The sequence below is a fragment of the Streptomyces sp. NPDC031049 genome, from assembly GCF_055571015.1.
The window spans coordinates 43923-60685 of record NZ_JBVIGC010000012.1; the positions used below are offsets into that span (position 1 = coordinate 43923).

Below are 16763 nucleotides of genomic sequence, written 5' to 3' on the forward strand. Positions count from 1 at the left end.
GCCCGCCCAGGTGAGAAGAGGCGCGTCATGGACCCATGGCTGATCTGGCTGATCGTCGCCGGTGTGCTGGCGGTGGCGGAGATCTTCACCCTGACGGCCGCGCTCGGCATGCTGAGCGCGGCCGCGCTGGTCACCGCGGGAGCCGCCGCCATCGGGCTGCCGCTGGGGTTCCAGCTGCTGGTGTACGCCGTCGTCGCCACCGTCACGCTGCTGTTCGTCCGGCCTCTCGCGGTCCGCCACCTGCTCAAGCCCCCGTCGGCGCGGTTCGGTGTGGACGCCCTGGTCGGCAAGGCCGCGCACGTCGTCTCCGAGGTGTCGGGCACGGGCGGCAGGGTCCGGATCGACGGCGAGGAGTGGACGGCCCGGGCCTACGACGAGACCCTGGTGATCGCACCCGGCTCGACCGTCGACGTCATAGAGATCAACGGCACCACCGCGCTCGTCTACCCCCGGGACTGAAGCCATGGACCTCTCCGCGTCTCTCATCGCCGGCCTGATCCTCGCCGTCCTCGCGATCTTCACCGTGGTGCGGGCGGTGCGCATCGTGCCCCAGGCACGCGCCCGCAACGTGGAGCGGCTCGGCCGCTACCACCGCACCCTGAACCCCGGCCTCAACGTCGTCATCCCCTACATCGACCGGGTCCACCCGCTGATCGACCTGCGGGAACAGGTCGTCTCCTTCAAGCCGCAGCCGGTCATCACCGAGGACAACCTGGTCGTCGAGATCGACACCGTGCTGTACTTCCAGGTCACCGACCCGCGCGCGGCCTTCTACGAGATCGCCAGCTTCCTCCAGGCGGTCGAGCAGCTCACCGTCACCACGCTGCGCAACGTCGTGGGGTCCATGGACCTCGAGAAGACGCTCACCTCGCGGGACACCATCAACAGCCAGCTCCGCGGCGTGCTGGACGACGCCACCGGCAAGTGGGGGCTGCGGGTCAACCGGGTGGAGATCAAGGCGATCGACCCCCCGCAGTCCATCAAGGAGGCGATGCAGAAGCAGATGCGCGCCGAGCGGGACAAGCGGGCCGCGATCCTCGGTGCCGAGGGACAGCGCCAGTCGCAGATCCTCACCGCCGAGGGCGACAAGCAGGCCGCGGTGCTGCGCGCCGAGGGCAACCGGACCGCCGCGATCCTCGAGGCCGAGGGCCAGTCCCGGGCCATCGACGAGGTGTTCCAGGCCGTGCACCGCAACGACCCCGACCCCAAGCTCCTCGCCTACCAGTACCTCCAGGCGCTGCCCCAGCTCGCCCAGGGCCAGGGCAACAACTTCTGGGTGATCCCCAGCGAGATCACCTCCGCGCTGCAAGGCGTGTCCCGGGCCTTCACCGAGTCGCTGCCCCCGTCGCCCGCCACCCGTGACACGCCGAGGGACGACGACACGGCGGCCCGGACCGCCAGCGACGCGGCACAGGCGGCGGAGGCCGCCGCCGAGGCCGTCGCGGACGCGGCGAAGGCCGACACCACGCCCTCCGCCCCGGGCCTCGCGTCGCACCGCCGGCCCACCGGCGGGGACGACGAGGACCGGACGTGACACCGGGGGCGGCCCGCGCCGACGTCGCCGACGTCGCCGACGTCGCCGTCGCTAGAGCAGGTCGCGGGGGACCGCCTCGTTCCAGGTCCGGGAGAACACCCGGCGGCCGCCCTCGTAGCCGTCGAGCGTGGCGTCCACGAAGAAGTCCCGCTCGTCGCAGGTGAGGCGGGTGTGGGTGACCACGCGGACGTCCCAGTCGTCGCGCCGGAAACGCATGGTCCACGTCGACTCGCCGCTGACGGACGTGAAGTCGTCGGCGACGGCCGCGTACCGTTCCCTGGCCCGGCGCCCGACGTCGAGGCCGATCTCCTCGAAGCGCGTCGTACCGCGGTCCTTCACGATGTCCAGCTCGGCGTTGTAGCCGATCAGATCGCGCCGGACCTCCCAGCGTTCCTCCGGCGGGGTCAGCGCGGTCGTGTCGATCGGCGGGGTGCCCTCCGGCTCGCCGAACGGGTCGGCCACGGTGTCGTCGGGCCGGTCGGCCGGGCGGACCGGCAGGGTCAGCGTGCTGGTGCGCTCGTGGACGGCGAGCCGGGCCGGTTTCGGCGGCGGCCAGGCGAGCGGCCAGTAGGACGTGGACAGGGACAGCCGGATGCGGTGCCCCGGCGGGAAGCTCTGCGCCACTCCGTTGAGCTGGACGGTGGCGCGGTAGCGCCGGCCGGGCTCCAGCGGCTCGGGCTCCTCGGTGCTCTCGCACCGGGTGAGGTTGAGCAGGCCGTAGGTGACCCGGGTCGCGGCCCCGTCGGGGCGGACGTCGGAGAGGCGGGCGGCGACCATCGCGACCGGCTCGTCGACCGACAGGTCGAGGTCCACGGTCGGCGAACCGAGGATCTCCAGCCGCTCGGGCAGCGGGTCGGTCTCGAAGACGAGCGAGCCGCCGTCCTCCTCCCGCTGGTCGTAGGGCAGGTCCGGCGGCGCGTTGTAGGAGGCCCACTTGCCCGCGAACTGGCCGACGGACAGCGGCGACTGCACGGTCAGCGCCTCCCCCGCCCCCTCCGGCGCCGGCCGGCCGCCCGGTTCGGCGGGCGGCTCGATCCGGTGCCGGGTCAGCGGACGGGTGACCGGGTGGACGTTCGGCGAGGGCCAGCTCGGCTCCGCCACCCAGCGCCCCGGCCGTTCCTCGTACGAGGTGGACGGTGGCACGCTGTCCTGCATCCAGGTGTGCAGCATGGGGCCGTCCATGACGCCGTTGTCGACGCCCTTGAGCCAGTGGTCCCACCAGCGCACCACCTCCTGGAGGTAGCCGATGGCGGGGCCGGGCTCGCCGACGTGGGGGAACTTGTGCGACCAGGGGCCGATCAGTCCCTTGCGGGGCACGTCCAGGTGGGCGAGCAGCCGGGTGACGGCGTTGGAGTACCCGTCCGCCCAGCCGCTGGAGGCGAGCACCGGGCACCGTACGTCCTGGTAGTTCTCGGCGACCGAGGCGTGCCGCCAGTAGTCGTCGCGGCGCTGGTGGCGCAGCCACTGCACGACCCAGGGCCGGGTGTGCTCCAGCCGCTCCAGCCACATGTCGCGCCAGCGGTCGCCGACCAGGGAGGGGTCGGGCGGGCAGGTGCCGTAGGCGAACATGGTGCCCGCCTCGGCCAGGTTGTCCGACAGCATCGCGCCGCCCATGTAGTGCATGTCGTCGGCGTGCCGGTCGTCGGTGAAGGAGGCGATGACGACGGCCTTCAGGCTCGGCGGACGCCTGGCCGCCACCTGGAGGGCGGCGAAGGCACCCCAGGAGATGCCCATCATCCCGGTGCTGCCGTCGCACCAGGGCTGTTCGGCGAGCCAGGCCAGGATCTCCTCGGCGTCGGCCTGCTCCCGCTCCAGGTACTCGTCCGTCAGGACGCCCTCCGAGTCGCCGGTGCCGCGCAGGTCGACCCGGACGCAGGCGTAGCCGTGTCCGGCGATGTAGGGGTGGTTGACCGAGTCGCGGACGGCGGTGAGGTCCCGCTTGCGGTACGGGATGTACTCCAGGACGGCGGGCACGGGCTCCTGGTCGGACGACGTGGGGCGCCAGATCCGCGCGGACAGGCGGACGCCGTCGGACATGGGGACGAGGACGTGCTCCTCCTCCTTCGTCGCGTACGGCAGATGGGTCACGTAACGCATGGGCCGGCGTTCTCCTCCCTGCTGACGGTGGTTCGCGGCGGCGCGCGGTGGCGCGCGGTCGCTGCGGGGGTCACCGTTCGCGCGGCGGCTCGTCGAAGGTCAGGCCGAGGGCCGCCACGCACTTGTCGTACTTCCTGCGCAGGTCGTCCTCGTCGTCGCCCCCGGTGAAGATGTGCGCCAGTTCGTAGCTGTAGCTGTCCTGCTGGGAAAGGTCCGACAGCCGCTGCCCCTCCTCGGGGACCACGTCGATCCGCACGCCCGGGATCTCGCTCTCGATGCGGGCGATCTCCTCGGCCGAGGGCACACGGCGCACGACGCCGTCCGTGAACCAGCGGTGGTACCACTTGGCCGCCATCGCGTACGGGCCCTGCCGATAGGGCATGGCCGGGTCCTCGCCGAGGGCGAGCGCGAGCATGCAGTGGTGGTTGGGCACGCCGTCCACGTACTGGAACAGTTCGGCGTGCGACTGGGAGTGGCGGGGGTTGATCTCCAGCAGGTCGATCCGCTGGGTGCCCGGGTCGTAGAAGTACTCCACGCTGAAGGTCGCCGAGTCGAAGCCGATGCGGCGCATCACGCGCTCGGTGACGTCGTGGAGCCGGGCGATCACGTCCGGCGGCAGGGTCGAGGGGTACTGGTGGCGCAGGAAGCACGGGGAGTCCGGGTAGTCGATCGAGTCCAGCGTGCCGTAGACGGTGACCTCGCCCTGGTGGACGTAGCCCTCGACGGCGACCTGGATGCCGGTCAGTGCCTCCTCGGCGAGGCAGACCCGGCCGCCGACGCCGTCCATCTCGGGCGGGACGTCGACCCGTTCGAGGATCTTCTCGAAGGGGCGGCCGACGCGGGAGATCCCCTGGCGTATCTCGGTGACGGCTGCTTGGAACTCCTCCTCGTCGGCGACGCCGAAGGCGAGTTCCGAGGAGTAGGACAGCGCGGGCTTGACCCACATCGGGAAGCGGACGCCGTCCGGGGGGCGCGGCGGGTCGGCGGACAGGTCGACGCGGCCGAAACGCGGGTGGCAGTCGGTGACCTTCTGCTGTTCGAGCCGGCTCCAGTACTTGTGCTCGCACTTGACGACCGACTCCAGGCTCGTGGTGCGGGTGCCGTAGCGTTCGCCGAGGAGGGGCACCAGCGTGCTGACCGGGAAGTCCCAGTAGCCGACGATGGCGTCGATGCTGCCGTCGAAGGAGTCCAGCACGCTCTGCGCCTTCTCGATGACCGTGGGCAACGACACCTCACCGCCCTGGAGTTCCTCGGGGGTCAGCAGTCCGTGGAAGCGCAGCGCATCGGCGCCCGGTACGGCCTTGAGCGTGGGAAGGTTGGCCTCGTCCAGACCGACCACGAAGACGTTCTTCACGTCGTCGTCGGACATGAATCTCCTTTCACGATCGCCGGCACACCCGTGTGCGGCGTGCCCGTGCGGAGACCGGCGGGCCGGTCGGCCCCGGTGGCCGCACGCAGTCGTGCGGGTACCACCGAGGGGCCCGGAGCACGCACCGGGGACGGGCACTGTGACCGACGGCGCGAACGGCTCCGGCCGGGTGTGTCCGGGCGGAAGCCGGGTATCCGCGGCTCGCCCCGTCCCGGGTGACTGCGGGTCGCTCCGTCCCGGGTGCCCCTTCGGGCCCCCCTTCCGGCCCGGTCCTGGTAGCCGCCGCCGGGGTGGCCGGCGGCGGCACGACGGTCCCGGGAGCGGGTTACAGCGCGCGGTGCAGGCGGTCCGCCACCAGCTGCGCGAACCGGGCCGGTTCCTTGGGCCGGCCGCCCTCGGCGAGCACCGCCAGGCCGTACAGGAGCTGTGCGGTCTCGGCGAGCCGGCCGGGGTCCTCGCTGTCCTGGTGGGCCTGGTGGAGTCCCTCGACCAGCCGGTGGTCCGGGTTGAGCTCCAGGATCCGCTTGGCGCGGGGCACTTCCTGCCCCATCGCGCGGTACATGTTCTCCAGCGCCGGGGTCAGGTCGTGGGCGTCGGAGACGACGCAGGCCGGTGAGACGGTGAGCCGGGAGGAGAGCCGGACCTCCTTGACGTCCTCGTCGAGTTGCTCCTTCATCCAGGCGAGCAGCGCGGCGTACTCCTCGGCCCGCTTCTCGCGCGCGCCCTCGGTGCCGCCCCCGGTGTCCAGGTCGATGTCGCCCTTGGCGACGGACCGCAGCTTCCGGCCCTCGTACTCGCCGACGGCGTCGACCCACACCTCGTCGACCGGGTCGGTGAGCAGCAGGACCTCGATGCCGCGTCCGCGGAAGGCCTCCAGGTGCGGGGAGTTCTCGATGCTCTGCCGCGACTCGCCGGTCAGGTAGTAGATCTCCTCCTGCCCGTCCTTCATCCGCTCCACGTACTGCTGGAGGGTGGTGGGCTCGGTGTCGTCGTGGGTGCTCGCGAAGGACGCGACGGCCAGCAGGGCGTCCCGGTTCTCGGCGTCGGTGACGAGTCCCTCCTTGACGACCGTGCCGAACTCCCGCCAGAACGTGGTGTAGCGCTCGGGGTCCTTGGCCTTCATCTCCTTGACCGTGGACAGGACCTTCTTCGTCAGCCGGCGCCGCATCATCTCGATGTGGCGGTCCTGCTGGAGGATCTCGCGGGAGACGTTGAGCGAGAGGTCGGCCGCGTCGACGACGCCCTTGACGAAGCGCAGGTACGGCGGCAGCAGCGCCTCGCAGTCGTCCATGATGAACACGCGCTTGACGTACAGCTGGAGGCCGCGCGTGAAGTCCCGGGTGAACAGGTCGTGGGGGGCGTGGGCGGGCAGGAAGAGCAGCGCCTCGTACTCGAAGGTGCCCTCGGCCTGGAGGCGGACGGTCTGAAGCGGGTCGCGCCAGTCGTGGCCGATGTGCTTGTACAGCTCGTGGTACTCGTCGTCGGACACCTCGTCGCGCGGCCGGGCCCACAGCGCCTTCATCGAGTTGAGCGTCTCCGGCCGGGCCTCCTCAGCGCTGCCGGCGTCGGCGGGGCGGTCGGGCATCATCCGGATCGGCCAGGTGATGAAGTCGGAGTAGCGCTTGACGATCTCCCTGATCTTCCACGGGGAGGTGTAGTCGTGGAGCTGGTTCTCCGGGTCGGCCGGCTTGAGGTGGAGGGTGACCGAGGTGCCCTGCGGCGCGTCGTCGACCGTCTCCAGCGTGTACGTGCCCTCGCCGCGCGACGACCAGCGGGTGCCCCGGGCCTCGCCGGCGCGACGGGTCAGCAGGGTGACCTCGTCGGCCACCATGAAACCGGAGTAGAACCCGACGCCGAACTGGCCGATGAGCCCCTCCGCCCCGGCCGCGTCCTCGGCCTCCTTCAGCTCCCGCAGGAACTGCGCGGTGCCCGAGTTGGCGATGGTGCCGATGAGCCGTCCGACCTCGTCGTACGACATCCCGATGCCGTTGTCCCGCACGGTGAGGGTGCGGGCGTCCTGGTCGACGTCGATCTCGATGTGCAGGTCGGAGACGTCGGCGTCGAGCGAGTCGTCCCGCAGCTTCTCCAGACGCAGCTTGTCCAGCGCGTCGGAGGCGTTGGAGACGAGTTCCCGCAGGAAGACGTCCTTGTTCGAGTAGACCGAGTGGATCATCAGCTGCAACAGCTGACGGGCCTCCACCTGAAACTCGAACGTCTCGGTCGGCATGGTCGCGAACACCTCACAGGTCCTGTCGTCGGAACTGGCGGATGACACTGTAAAACACCACGTCAGGGCAGTTGGGCGGAATGGGACACGGTCGGCCCGGACGGTCCGGCCTCGCCCCGGTCCTCCCCCGGATGGGTGCGAGCCGGTGCGGAGTGGCACGGGTCGGCCGGAGGCTTGGCGCATGCCGACCAAACGCGCGAGAACCGCTGCTTTCCTGCTGTCCGGCGCCGTTCTGCTCTCCGCCTCCCTCGCCGCGTGCGGCCAGGGAGCCCGGGAGGGCGGGCGGGGCGGGGAGGGAGGCGGCGCGGAAGACGGTCACCGCGGCCGGGTCTGGAGCCAGTCCCTGAAATGGGCCGACTGCCCCGCTCCCTCGACCGCTCAAGGCGGCGGAGACGCCCCCGCCCCCCTGCCCGACGGCACCCCGTGGCAGTGCGCCACCATGCGGGCCCCGCTCGACTGGGACGAGCCCGACGGCGACACGATGGACATCGCCCTCATACGGGCCCGCTCCAGCGGTGCCGGGGAGCGCATAGGCTCCCTGCTGTTCAACTTCGGCGGTCCCGGTGAGTCCGGGGTCACGACCCTGCCGGCCGCGGCCGGCGACTACGAGAAGCTGCGCGGCCGCTACGACCTGGTCGCCTTCGACCCCCGAGGGGTCGGCGCGAGCAGCGGTGTGCGGTGCCTGGACGCCGAGGCCATGGAGGAGATGTCCCGGCAGGACGACACACCGGACGACGGGGAGGACGAGGTCGAGGCCTTCCTGGAGCAGAGACGGGAGTACGTCGCGGCCTGCGAGAAGAACTCCGGCCGCGTCCTGCCGCACGTCAGGACCACCGACACCGCCCGCGACATGGACCTGATGCGCCGGCTCCTCGGTGACGACGTGCTGCACTACTTCGGCATCTCCTACGGCACCGAACTCGGCGGGGTCTACGCCCATCTGTTCCCCCGCAACGTCGGCCGGGCCGTCCTGGACGGCGTCGTGGACCCCACGCAGAACCAGATGGAGGGCGCGCTGGCACAGGCCAAGGGGTTCCAGCTGGCCTTCGACCACTTCGCCGCGTGGTGCGTCCGGCAGGGCTGCTCCCTGGGGGACGGCGCCGACGAGGTGGAGCGGCTGGTGACGGAGCTGGAGGCCCGGCTCGACGAGCGGCCGCTGCCCACCGGCGACGACCGTGAACTCACCGGTTCCCTGCTGCTCCAGGGCGTCAGCGCGGCCCTGTATTCCGAGACCTCCTGGCCGGCCCTCCGGGTGGGGCTGGAGGCGGCGGCCGACGGTGACGGCACCACGATGCTGAAGCTCGCCGACATCCTGGACGGACAGCGCGCCGAGGCCACCAGCGACCTCCAGGACGCCAACACCGCCATCACCTGTGCCGACCGGAGCGACCGCTACACCCTGGACCGGATCGCGGACCGGATGGCGGAGTTCGAGGCCGCCTCACCGGTCTTCGGCGAGAGCACCCTGTGGCCCCTCCTGCGGTGCACCGGCTGGCCGGTGCCCGGCGAGGCCGCCCACCCCGAGGTCGCCGCGCCCGGCGCGGCACCGATGCTGCTCGTCGGCAACACCGGCGACCCGGCCACGCCGTACGAGGGAGCCGCCCGGATGGCGGAGGCGCTCGGCAAGGGCGTCGGGGTCGAACTCACCTACAAGGGCGAAGGACACGGCGCCTACGACTCCGGGAACACCTGCGTGCGCGACGCGGTCGACCGCTATCTGCTCGACGGAAGGCTCCCGGCCGCCGGGACCGTGTGCGAGCACGAGCCGCTGACCGGGAAGTGAGCGACCGGGCCGCGTGACGGCGCGTCGCCTCCACGGGGGGCGACGCGCCGGTGCCGCGCCGGGCGCGGACTCGCGGCCCGCCGGGCTCAGCTCGCGGGGACCGTGTCCTCGTAGGCGGTTCCCGCCGACCGGTACGCCGCCACCTTGGCCGCGACCTGCGCGGGGGTGAGGACCTGGTCCTTGACGTGCAGGACGTAGTCGACCTGCTCCTGGTACGTCCGCGGGGTGGTGGAGGTCTGGCCGGCCAGGTCGATCAGCCACTGGTTGAAGTTGATCGACATGGGGCGCTCGGGCAGGTAGGCGGCGTCGTGGGTGCCGAAGAGCTGACCGTCGACGTAGTACGTGATGGCGTGGTCGTCGATGGTCAGGACGAGGTCGTGCCAGCCGGCGTGGCTCCGCCGGCTCTCGGTGTGCTGGTTCACCGCCTGCCAGGGGTCGGGGTTGTAGGTCTCCCAGGACGTCGTGTAGAGGATGTTGGAGGGCTCGCCCCAGCCGCCGTTGGGCAGGTACTCGAAGTCGTACTCGGCGTAGTCGTCGGCCATCGGGGCCTTGAGGTCGTTGATGGTGAAGAAGGTCTGCACCAGGTGGTCGCCGTCGGGTCCCGAGGTGGGGGCGTCGCTGAACCGGACGCGGGCGGCGTAGGTGCCGTTCTTGAACTTGGTGGCCCGGGTGAGGACTTCGGTGTGCTCGGTGCCGGAGGGCGTGCCGTCGGTGGAGGTCTCCATGGTCATCACGGTGTTGCCGTCGCCGGAGGCGAACGTGACGTTGGAGGGGTCCCAGGTGGCGCCGGGCACGCCCGGGCCGCCGGAGTTGGCGCGCACCGACCAGCCGTTGGCGGCGAGCCGCGGGTCGGTGTGGGAGGTGTAGGTGAAGTCGTCCCACAGGGTGCCGGAGCCGCCGGGCGGAGGGGTGGTGGGCGGTGGGTCGGTGGGGGTGTTGCCGTCGGGGGCGGTGCCCCAGACGAGGGCGCCGGCGCGGGTGGCGGTGACCTTGGTCCAGTCTCCGTAGGCGGTCTGTGCGGGGCCGAAGGAGTAGTCGTCGCTCTGCCTGAGGGGCTGCCAGGACGACTGGTGGAAGCGCAGTTGCATGTCACCGGTGTCGGCGCCCGGGGCCAGGGAGCCGGCCCCGGCGGTGAAGCCGATCTCCAGGTAGCGGTCGGCGGTGTCCGTGGGGTTGGCGAGGGTGCCGAAGGTCCCGGTGATGTGGGCGCAGCCCTTGGCCGCCCAGGAGCAGGCGAAGCGGTAGGCGGCGCCGGGCGAGTCGGCCTTGAAGTAGTAGCGGATCCTGACCTCGTTCAGCGGCAGGGCGGTGGAGCCGGTGTTCCTGACCTTGAACCACGGCTCGCTCTGGTCGGCGGTGGCGCCCGGGGCGCTGGTGCGGTACTGCACCGACAGTCCGCTCGCGGCGTTCGCGGTACCGGGCAGGGCGGCGAGCGCGGCGGCGCCGAGGGCCGTGGCGACGGCCGCCGCGGCGGTGGCCCGGAGCCGGCGGCGGCGCGCCGTGGCCGGCCGGCTGCCGCCGGTGGCGTTGGTGCGGCAGGGCTCGCCGAGGTCACTGGGGTAGCTGGTCACTGCGGGGTCCTTTCCGTGCTGCGGTCGGTCGGGGTCGTGCCGGCGGCGCTGTACGGGCGGGCGCCGCGGCGGTCCGCGGCGCGGTGTCCGGTGGGGTGGCGGCGGACACCCAGCGCGTCCAGGCGCGGGAGGTGGCCGCCGAGCCTGGCCGTGAAGTCGGTCCAGCCGGTGGGTCCGCTCCAGGCCCGGTCGGCGAGTGCGCACAGCCGGGGGTAGGCGAGGCGGTCGAGGTCGTCGGCGGTGGGGGCGAACTCCGTCCAGAGCTGGGCCTGGGTGCCCAGGACGCGTCCGGTGCCGGTGCCGGGGGGCTCGGGTTCGGGATCGCCGCCGTGGACGGTGCGCAGGTCGACGAGGGGTCCGGGCTGGGCGGGCGGTCCATGGGGGTCGTCGTCCTGGGCGTAGTCGAGGTAGGTGGTGCGGTGGTGGGTGAGCACGACGTCGTGGCCGTGGCGGAGGGCTTCGCTGGCGTGGGCGGGGTCGCGCCAGCTCATCACGGTGAACCCGGCGGGAAGCCGGCCGCCGTCCTCGGCCCAGCCCACGGGAAGCCGGCCGTGGTCCAGGAGGTGGCGGCCCGCCCGGCCGAGGAGCCAGCCGTGGAGGGCGGCCGTGCCGGGCAGTCCCTCGGCGGCGGCGCGGGCACGGGCGCGGGGGCTGGCCTCCCATTCGGTGGTCGGGCACTCGTCCCCGCCGAGGTGCACGTAGGGGGAGGGGAAGACCTCCATCACCTCGTCCAGGACGGCGCGCAGGAAGTCGAGGACCTCGTCGTGGACGCCGAGCACGGTGTCGCACACGCCCCAGCGGGTCCACACGTCCAGCCGTCGCCCGGGGTCGTTGCCGAGGTGGGGGTAGGCGGCGAGGGCGGCGCGGACGTGGCCGGGCATGCCGATCTCCGGGACCACGCGGACGCCGCGCCGTGCCGCGTGGGCGACCAGGCCGGTGAGTTCGGCACGGGTGTAGGCGCCGCCGTGCGGGCGGCCGTCGAAGCCGCTGGTGCCGTCGGGACCGGTCATGGACTCGGCGCGGTGGGCGCCGACCGTGGTGAGACGGGGGTGGGAGGCGACCGGCATCCGCCAGCCCTGGTCGTCGGTGAGGTGCAGGTGCAGGACGTTGAGCTTGTGCAGGGCGAGCAGGTCGACGTGGCGGCGCAGGGCGGCGGCGTCGTGGAAGTGCCGGGCGACGTCGATCATCAGCCCCCGCCACGGGTGGCGCGGCACGTCGGTGATCTCGGCGCAGGGCAGTTCCCAGTGGTCGCGGCGGGCGCCGGGGGTGCTCGCCAGTGCCTCGGGCGGCAGGAGCTGACGGAGGGTCTGGACGCCGCGGAGCAGACCGGTGGGGTGGGCGGCGCGCAGCAGGAGGGAGTGCGGGGAGACCGTGAGCCCGTAGCCCTCCTCCCCCAGGCCGCCGAGGTGCGGGTCGACGGTGAGGGTGACGGTGCCGGACGGCGAGGGCGCCAGGGGCAGCCCGGTGGCGGGGGCGAGGAGGTCGCGCAGCAGACCGGCGGCGTCTTCGGCGGCCGGGGTGGCGCGGACGGTGGTGGTGGCGTCGAGGGTGAAGTGGCCGGCTCGGGGCACGAGCCGGGTGGGCCTGGGCACGAGGGCGGGTTCTCGGCGGGGAGGGGGCACGGGTGGGCGGCCTTCCAGGAGGGGGCACGGGACGGCGGCGCGGGCTCCGGGGCGGTGTGCGGGCACCGGGCCGGGGGCCGGTGGCGGTCAGCCTTTGACGGCGCCGGCGGCCAGACCGGAGGTGACGTGGCGCTGGAGGAGCAGGAAGACGACGAGGGCGGGGAGCGCGAACAGGGTGGAGGCGGCCATGGTGGCGCCCCAGTCGGTGCCGAAGGTGTTCTGGAAGGAGGACAGCCACACCGGCAGCGTGCGCTGGTCCTGGTTCTTGATGATGAGGAAGTTGGCGTAGGCGAACTCGTTCCACGCGGTGATGAACCCGAACAGCGACGTGGCCATCAGGCCGGGGGCGAGCAGCGGGAACGCGACCCGGCGGAAGGCCCCGGGCCGGGTGCACCCGTCGACCTGGGCGGCCTCTTCGAGTTCGGGCGGGATGGTGGCGATGAAGCCGCGCAGCACGATGACGGTGAACGGCAGCGTGATCATGAAGTAGACGAGGCTCAGGGTGGCGAGCCGGTCCAGCATCCCGGTGTCGCGGGCGATGATGTAGACGGGGATGACCAGGGACTCCCACGGGGCCATCTGGGCGATGAAGACGGCGAGGACGAACTGGCGTCGCCCCCGCCACCGCAGGCGGGCGACGGCGAAGGCCGCGCCGAGGGCGACGATCAGCGACAGCAGCACGGCACCGGCGGTGACCAGCAGGCTGTTGCGCCAGAACTGGGCGAAGCCGTCCGCCTCCACGGCCGTGCGGAAGTGCTCCAGCGTCCAGTCGCCGGGCGCGAGCCGCGGCGTGGCGGACTGGATGTCGCGGGACGGTTTGAAGGCGGTGGTGGTCATCCAGTAGACGGGGAAGAGGCAGACCAGCACCGTCAGGCCGGCGCCGAGGTGGAGCGGGAGGCGGCGCAGCCGGCGCGCCGGGCCCGCCGGGGTTGTGCCACCGCGGTGGCGGAGGCTGCTCACCTCTCGTCCTCCTGTCGGAACATCTGGCGGAAGTAGAGGACCAGTACGCCGGAGAGCAGGACGACCGTGATCATGGAGGCCGCCGCGCCCAGGTCGTAGCGCTGGCCGGAGAGCGCGGTCTGCACGGCGTAGACCGGCAGGATGGTCGTGGCGTCGCCGGGGCCGCCCCTGGTCATCACCCAGATCTGCACGAACGCCTTGAAGGTCCAGATCACTTCGAGGCAGATCACGAGCATCACGATCGGCCGGATCAGCGGGAAGGTGACCGAGCGCAGGACCCGCCACGGGCCGGCGCCGTCGAGCCGGGCGGACTCGTGCAGTTCGGCGGGGACGGTCGTCAGCGCGGAGTACAGGGTGACGGCGGCGAACGGCACGGACTGCCACACCACGAGGACGACGAGGATGGCGAAGGCCGCGCCGCCGTCGGCGAACCACGGGTAGCGCTCGAAGGATTCGGCGCCCAGGGAGGTCAGGGCCCAGTTCACGATGCCGAACTCGGAGTGGAAGAGCCACTGGAAGACGGTGGTCGCGGCGACGACCGGCATCGCCCAGGCCAGCACGAGCGAACCGAGCACGACGGTCCGCCACACCCTGCCCAGACGCTGGATCATGAGGGCCACCAGCAAGGACACCGCCATGATCAGGACGACGTTGATCGCCATGAACACGAAGGTGCGCCGCACGACCGTCCAGAACCGCGGGTCCGTCAGCAGCGCCCGGTAGTTGGCGAGTCCCACGAAGGCGGCGTCGCCGGAGATCAGTTCGCGCAGCCGGAAGTCCTGGAAGGAGATCACCACGGCCCGGGCGAGGGGGTAGACCAGCAGACAGAGCATGCCGAGGACGGCGGGCGCGACGAGCAGGTAGGGCCAGGGGCCGCCCCGCCGCCCGCCGGAGCCGGCGCGGGCCTGCGCGCGGGCGGCCGGCGGTGGGCGGTGGGTGCGGGGCGGCCTGGGGCGGTCGGAGTGCGGGACGGCACGCTCTCGGGTGGCCGGCACGGCTCCTCCTCTCGTACGGGCGGCTGGGGCGGACGGGACGGGGGGGACACCGGCGGGACGGCGGAGTGTGCGTCCGGGCAACGGGACGGCGGGACGGCGGAGTGTGCGTCCGGGCGGTCGGCCGACGGGATGTCAGGAGCCGCTGTTCATCGCTCGGGTGATGTCCTCGGACGCTTCGGACGCCGCGCGCTTCATGTCCGCGCCGGTGAGTGCGGCCGTCATGTAGTCCTTGATCGGGTTCTCCGCCTCCACGGCCGCCCAGCCCGGTGTGTTGGGCGTGGCTCGTCCTTCGGCGGCGCCGACGGCCATCGCCGCGACGCCGGGATCGGAGGCCACCGCCGGGGCGAGGGAGGTCTTGTTCGGCACGTAGCTCATGGCGAGGGCGAGCTTCTTCTGCCAGGTGTCGCCGGTCAGTTCCTTGATGAACGCGTAGGCCGCGTCCTGGTGCCGGGAGGCGGCCGGGATCACCAGGTCGGATCCGCCGGTGAAGACGGCGCCGGGCTTGTTCGCGGTCTTGCCGGGGATGGGGAAGAAGCCGAGCCGGTCCTCGAGTGCGGGGTTGTGCTCGGCGATGACGTCCGCGCCGCCGGGCACGGAGATGATCTGGGCGACCTTCCCCTCCGCCATGACCTCGGCCTGCGGCGGGCTGGCCTCGTCGGCGTCCTTCGGTCCCTTGCCGAGCGCCTGGAGCCGCCGGTAGAACTCCATGCCCGCCAGTGCCTCGGGGGTGTCCAGGGCGCCTTTCCACGTCCCGCCCTCCTGGACGGCGAGGTCGCCCCCTTCGTCCCAGATGAAGCCGGCCAGCGCGTACCAGGTCTGCCCGGCCAGGTAGATGCCCTGCTGGTCGCCCGAGTCGAGCTTGCGCGTGGCGGCCAGCCACTGGTCGCGGGTCCTGATCGCGGCCGGGTCGACGCCGGCCCGCCGGAAGAGGTCCTTGCGGTAGACGACGACGCGGTTGGCCGCGTAGTAGGGAATGCCGTACTGCCGGCCCTTCCAGGCGCCGGGTTCGGCGAGTCCCTCGAGCCAGGTGTCGCCGCCCAGGTCGGCCTTCTTGTCGGTGAGGTCGAGCAGTCCGCCGCTCTGGGCGTACTGGGCGACCTGGGTGTTGCCGACCTCGATGACGTCGGGGGCGTCGTCGCCGGCGAGGGCCGCGGTGATCTTCTGGCCGATGCCGTCCCACTCCTGGATCTGGATCTTCAGGTCGATGCCGGGATGGGCCTCGGCGAAGGCGGTGGTGAACTCCTTCTGGAAGGCGGCGGAGACGCTGTCGCGCATCAGCCAGACGGTCAGCTCCGCTCCGTCGCCGTCACCGCCCGGGCCGGAGGCCCCGCCGGAGCAGGCGCCGAGGGCGGCGGTCAGCATGAGGACGGACGCACCGGCGAGCAGACGGAACTTCACGGTTCACCTCGGAGGCGGCTCGGGGATGGCGCGGGGCAGGGAACGGACTTGACGCACGGACACTTGACCTGACCACTTGTCCACTGGACAGCTCACCAGTTGACGAGGAATGAAAATGGCATGGACCAATGAGGCCGTCAACCCCCGTGCAGAAACGGGACTTTGCGCCTCATCCACGGCCGGTGGTGTGCACGATGTCCGCTCCAGCGGTGATTCTCTGACGTAATCTGGTATTGACCAGTGAGGTCGGAAGAGGGGACGACACGGATGCACGACAGGGAGCCGGGGTCGCCCGGGCGGGACCGGCACCGGTCCGGTGGCGTACTCAAGCGCGAACGGGTTCGTGACGCGGTACTGGAAATGGTCGAGCAGCGCCGCCCCGGCGACGCCATCCCTTCCGAGCGGGCGCTGTGCGCGCGGCTGTGCGTGTCCCGGCCGACGCTGCGGGCGGCCGTCGACGAACTGGTCGCCGCCGGGGTTCTCACCCGCGAACACGGCCGGGGTGTGTTCGTCGCTCCGGAGAAGATCACCCAGGAGCTGGTCTCGGGTCACCAGTCACTCAGCGTGCCGCGGGCGTCGGGAGCGTGGGCCAGCCGGCTGCTGGAGTTCACCACGGTGCCCGCGGGCGCGCGGGTGGGCCGCAGGCTGCGCCTCTCCCCCGCCGCGGAGATCGTCTACGTGGCCCGGCTGCGGCTGGTCGACGGCTACCCCATGGCCATCGAGCACCTGCACATCCCGGCGGCGCTGGTGCCCGGCCTCACCGCGCGCGAGCTGGAGCAGGGCGATCTCTACGAGCATTTGCGCGCGCATCACGGTGTGCAGGTGAGCGAGGCGACACAGGCCATCGAGCCCACCGTGGTGACGCGTGCGGAGGCGGAGCTGCTGGACGTACCGGAGCTGTCCCCGGCGCTGCTCTTCGAGCGGCTGACCACCGACACCGCCGGACGCCCGGTGGAGTACGTCCACTCCCTCTACCGCGGCGACCGCTACCGCATCGTCTCCCGGCTGACGCTCGGCACCGACACGGCGCCGGCCGCCGCGCCCGTCGGGCATCACCCGGGCATCCCGCCGGGCGACCTGCCGCACGGCGACCCGGTCGCCGCGTCCACGCTGGGGGACGTGCAGTAGCCGGTGCCCGGCGCGGACCGACGGCTGCCGGCGCCACCCCCTGACGGCGGGCTGCCGGCGCGCCCCCCTGATGGCGCCG

At 72.2% G+C, this 16763-nt stretch carries 12 protein-coding genes; 4 read left to right on the top strand and 8 right to left on the bottom strand.

What is annotated here, in order from left to right:
* The first annotated feature begins 27 nt into the window (after nt 1–27).
* Both ACZ45Q_RS20915 and ACZ45Q_RS20920 read left to right on the top strand, forming a co-directional pair.
* Nucleotides 28–459, top strand: a complete 432-nt coding sequence (locus ACZ45Q_RS20915; protein WP_468263356.1) for an NfeD family protein — start codon at nt 28–30, stop codon at nt 457–459.
* 4 nt (nt 460–463) lie between these two features.
* The gene (locus ACZ45Q_RS20920) at nt 464–1534 is read left to right on the top strand and encodes an SPFH domain-containing protein (protein WP_468263358.1); all 1071 of its coding nucleotides are present in this window, start codon (nt 464–466) and stop codon (nt 1532–1534) included.
* A 51-nt stretch (nt 1535–1585) separates the two neighbouring features.
* On the opposite strand, the gene ACZ45Q_RS20925 is transcribed toward ACZ45Q_RS20920, so the two are convergent.
* The 3 genes from ACZ45Q_RS20925 to htpG form a co-directional block, all read right to left on the bottom strand.
* Nucleotides 1586–3631, bottom strand: coding sequence for a CocE/NonD family hydrolase (locus ACZ45Q_RS20925; protein ID WP_468263361.1), 2046 nt, complete (start codon nt 3629–3631; stop codon nt 1586–1588).
* Between the two features lie 70 nt (nt 3632–3701).
* Entirely contained in the window at nt 3702–5000 is a 1299-nt protein-coding gene (locus ACZ45Q_RS20930; RefSeq protein WP_468263364.1) for an ATP-grasp domain-containing protein, read from the bottom strand.
* A 325-nt stretch (nt 5001–5325) separates the two neighbouring features.
* Nucleotides 5326–7227 carry a molecular chaperone HtpG gene (gene htpG / locus ACZ45Q_RS20935; RefSeq protein ID WP_468263367.1) on the bottom strand — a complete coding sequence of 634 codons (1902 nt, stop codon included), beginning with the start codon at nt 7225–7227 and terminating at the stop codon, nt 5326–5328.
* A gap of 181 nt (nt 7228–7408) precedes the next feature.
* Here htpG and ACZ45Q_RS20940 point away from each other — a divergent pair, with 181 nt between their 5' ends.
* Nucleotides 7409–9010 (top strand): alpha/beta hydrolase, encoded by a 1602-nt coding sequence (locus ACZ45Q_RS20940; protein ID WP_468263370.1) that lies wholly within the window; start codon nt 7409–7411, stop codon nt 9008–9010.
* A gap of 86 nt (nt 9011–9096) precedes the next feature.
* Here the strand turns inward: ACZ45Q_RS20940 and ACZ45Q_RS20945 are convergent, their stop codons facing one another.
* The 5 genes from ACZ45Q_RS20945 to ACZ45Q_RS20965 all read right to left on the bottom strand — a co-directional run bounded on the left by ACZ45Q_RS20945 (nt 9097) and on the right by ACZ45Q_RS20965 (nt 15556).
* On the bottom strand, nt 9097–10434 hold the full coding sequence (locus ACZ45Q_RS20945) for a cellulose binding domain-containing protein (RefSeq protein ID WP_468263896.1): 1338 nt from the start codon (nt 10432–10434) through the stop codon (nt 9097–9099).
* A 143-nt stretch (nt 10435–10577) separates the two neighbouring features.
* Nucleotides 10578–12203, bottom strand: a complete 1626-nt coding sequence (locus tag ACZ45Q_RS20950; RefSeq protein ID WP_468263373.1) for a beta-N-acetylhexosaminidase — start codon at nt 12201–12203, stop codon at nt 10578–10580.
* Nucleotides 12204–12290: 87 nt separating this feature from the next.
* Nucleotides 12291–13163: a carbohydrate ABC transporter permease gene (locus ACZ45Q_RS20955; protein WP_468263376.1), complete on the bottom strand. Its 873-nt coding sequence runs from the start codon at nt 13161–13163 to the stop codon at nt 12291–12293.
* Entirely contained in the window at nt 13160–14158 is a 999-nt protein-coding gene (locus ACZ45Q_RS20960; protein WP_468263380.1) for a carbohydrate ABC transporter permease, read from the bottom strand. The genes ACZ45Q_RS20955 and ACZ45Q_RS20960 overlap by 4 nt, the downstream gene beginning before the upstream one ends.
* A gap of 132 nt (nt 14159–14290) precedes the next feature.
* Entirely contained in the window at nt 14291–15556 is a 1266-nt protein-coding gene (locus ACZ45Q_RS20965; RefSeq protein WP_468263383.1) for an extracellular solute-binding protein, read from the bottom strand.
* A 267-nt stretch (nt 15557–15823) separates the two neighbouring features.
* Between ACZ45Q_RS20965 and ACZ45Q_RS20970 the strand changes: the two genes are divergently transcribed.
* Complete coding sequence (locus ACZ45Q_RS20970) at nt 15824–16684, top strand: GntR family transcriptional regulator (protein ID WP_468263386.1); 861 nt, start codon at nt 15824–15826, stop codon at nt 16682–16684.
* The last annotated feature ends 79 nt before the right edge of the window (nt 16685–16763 follow it).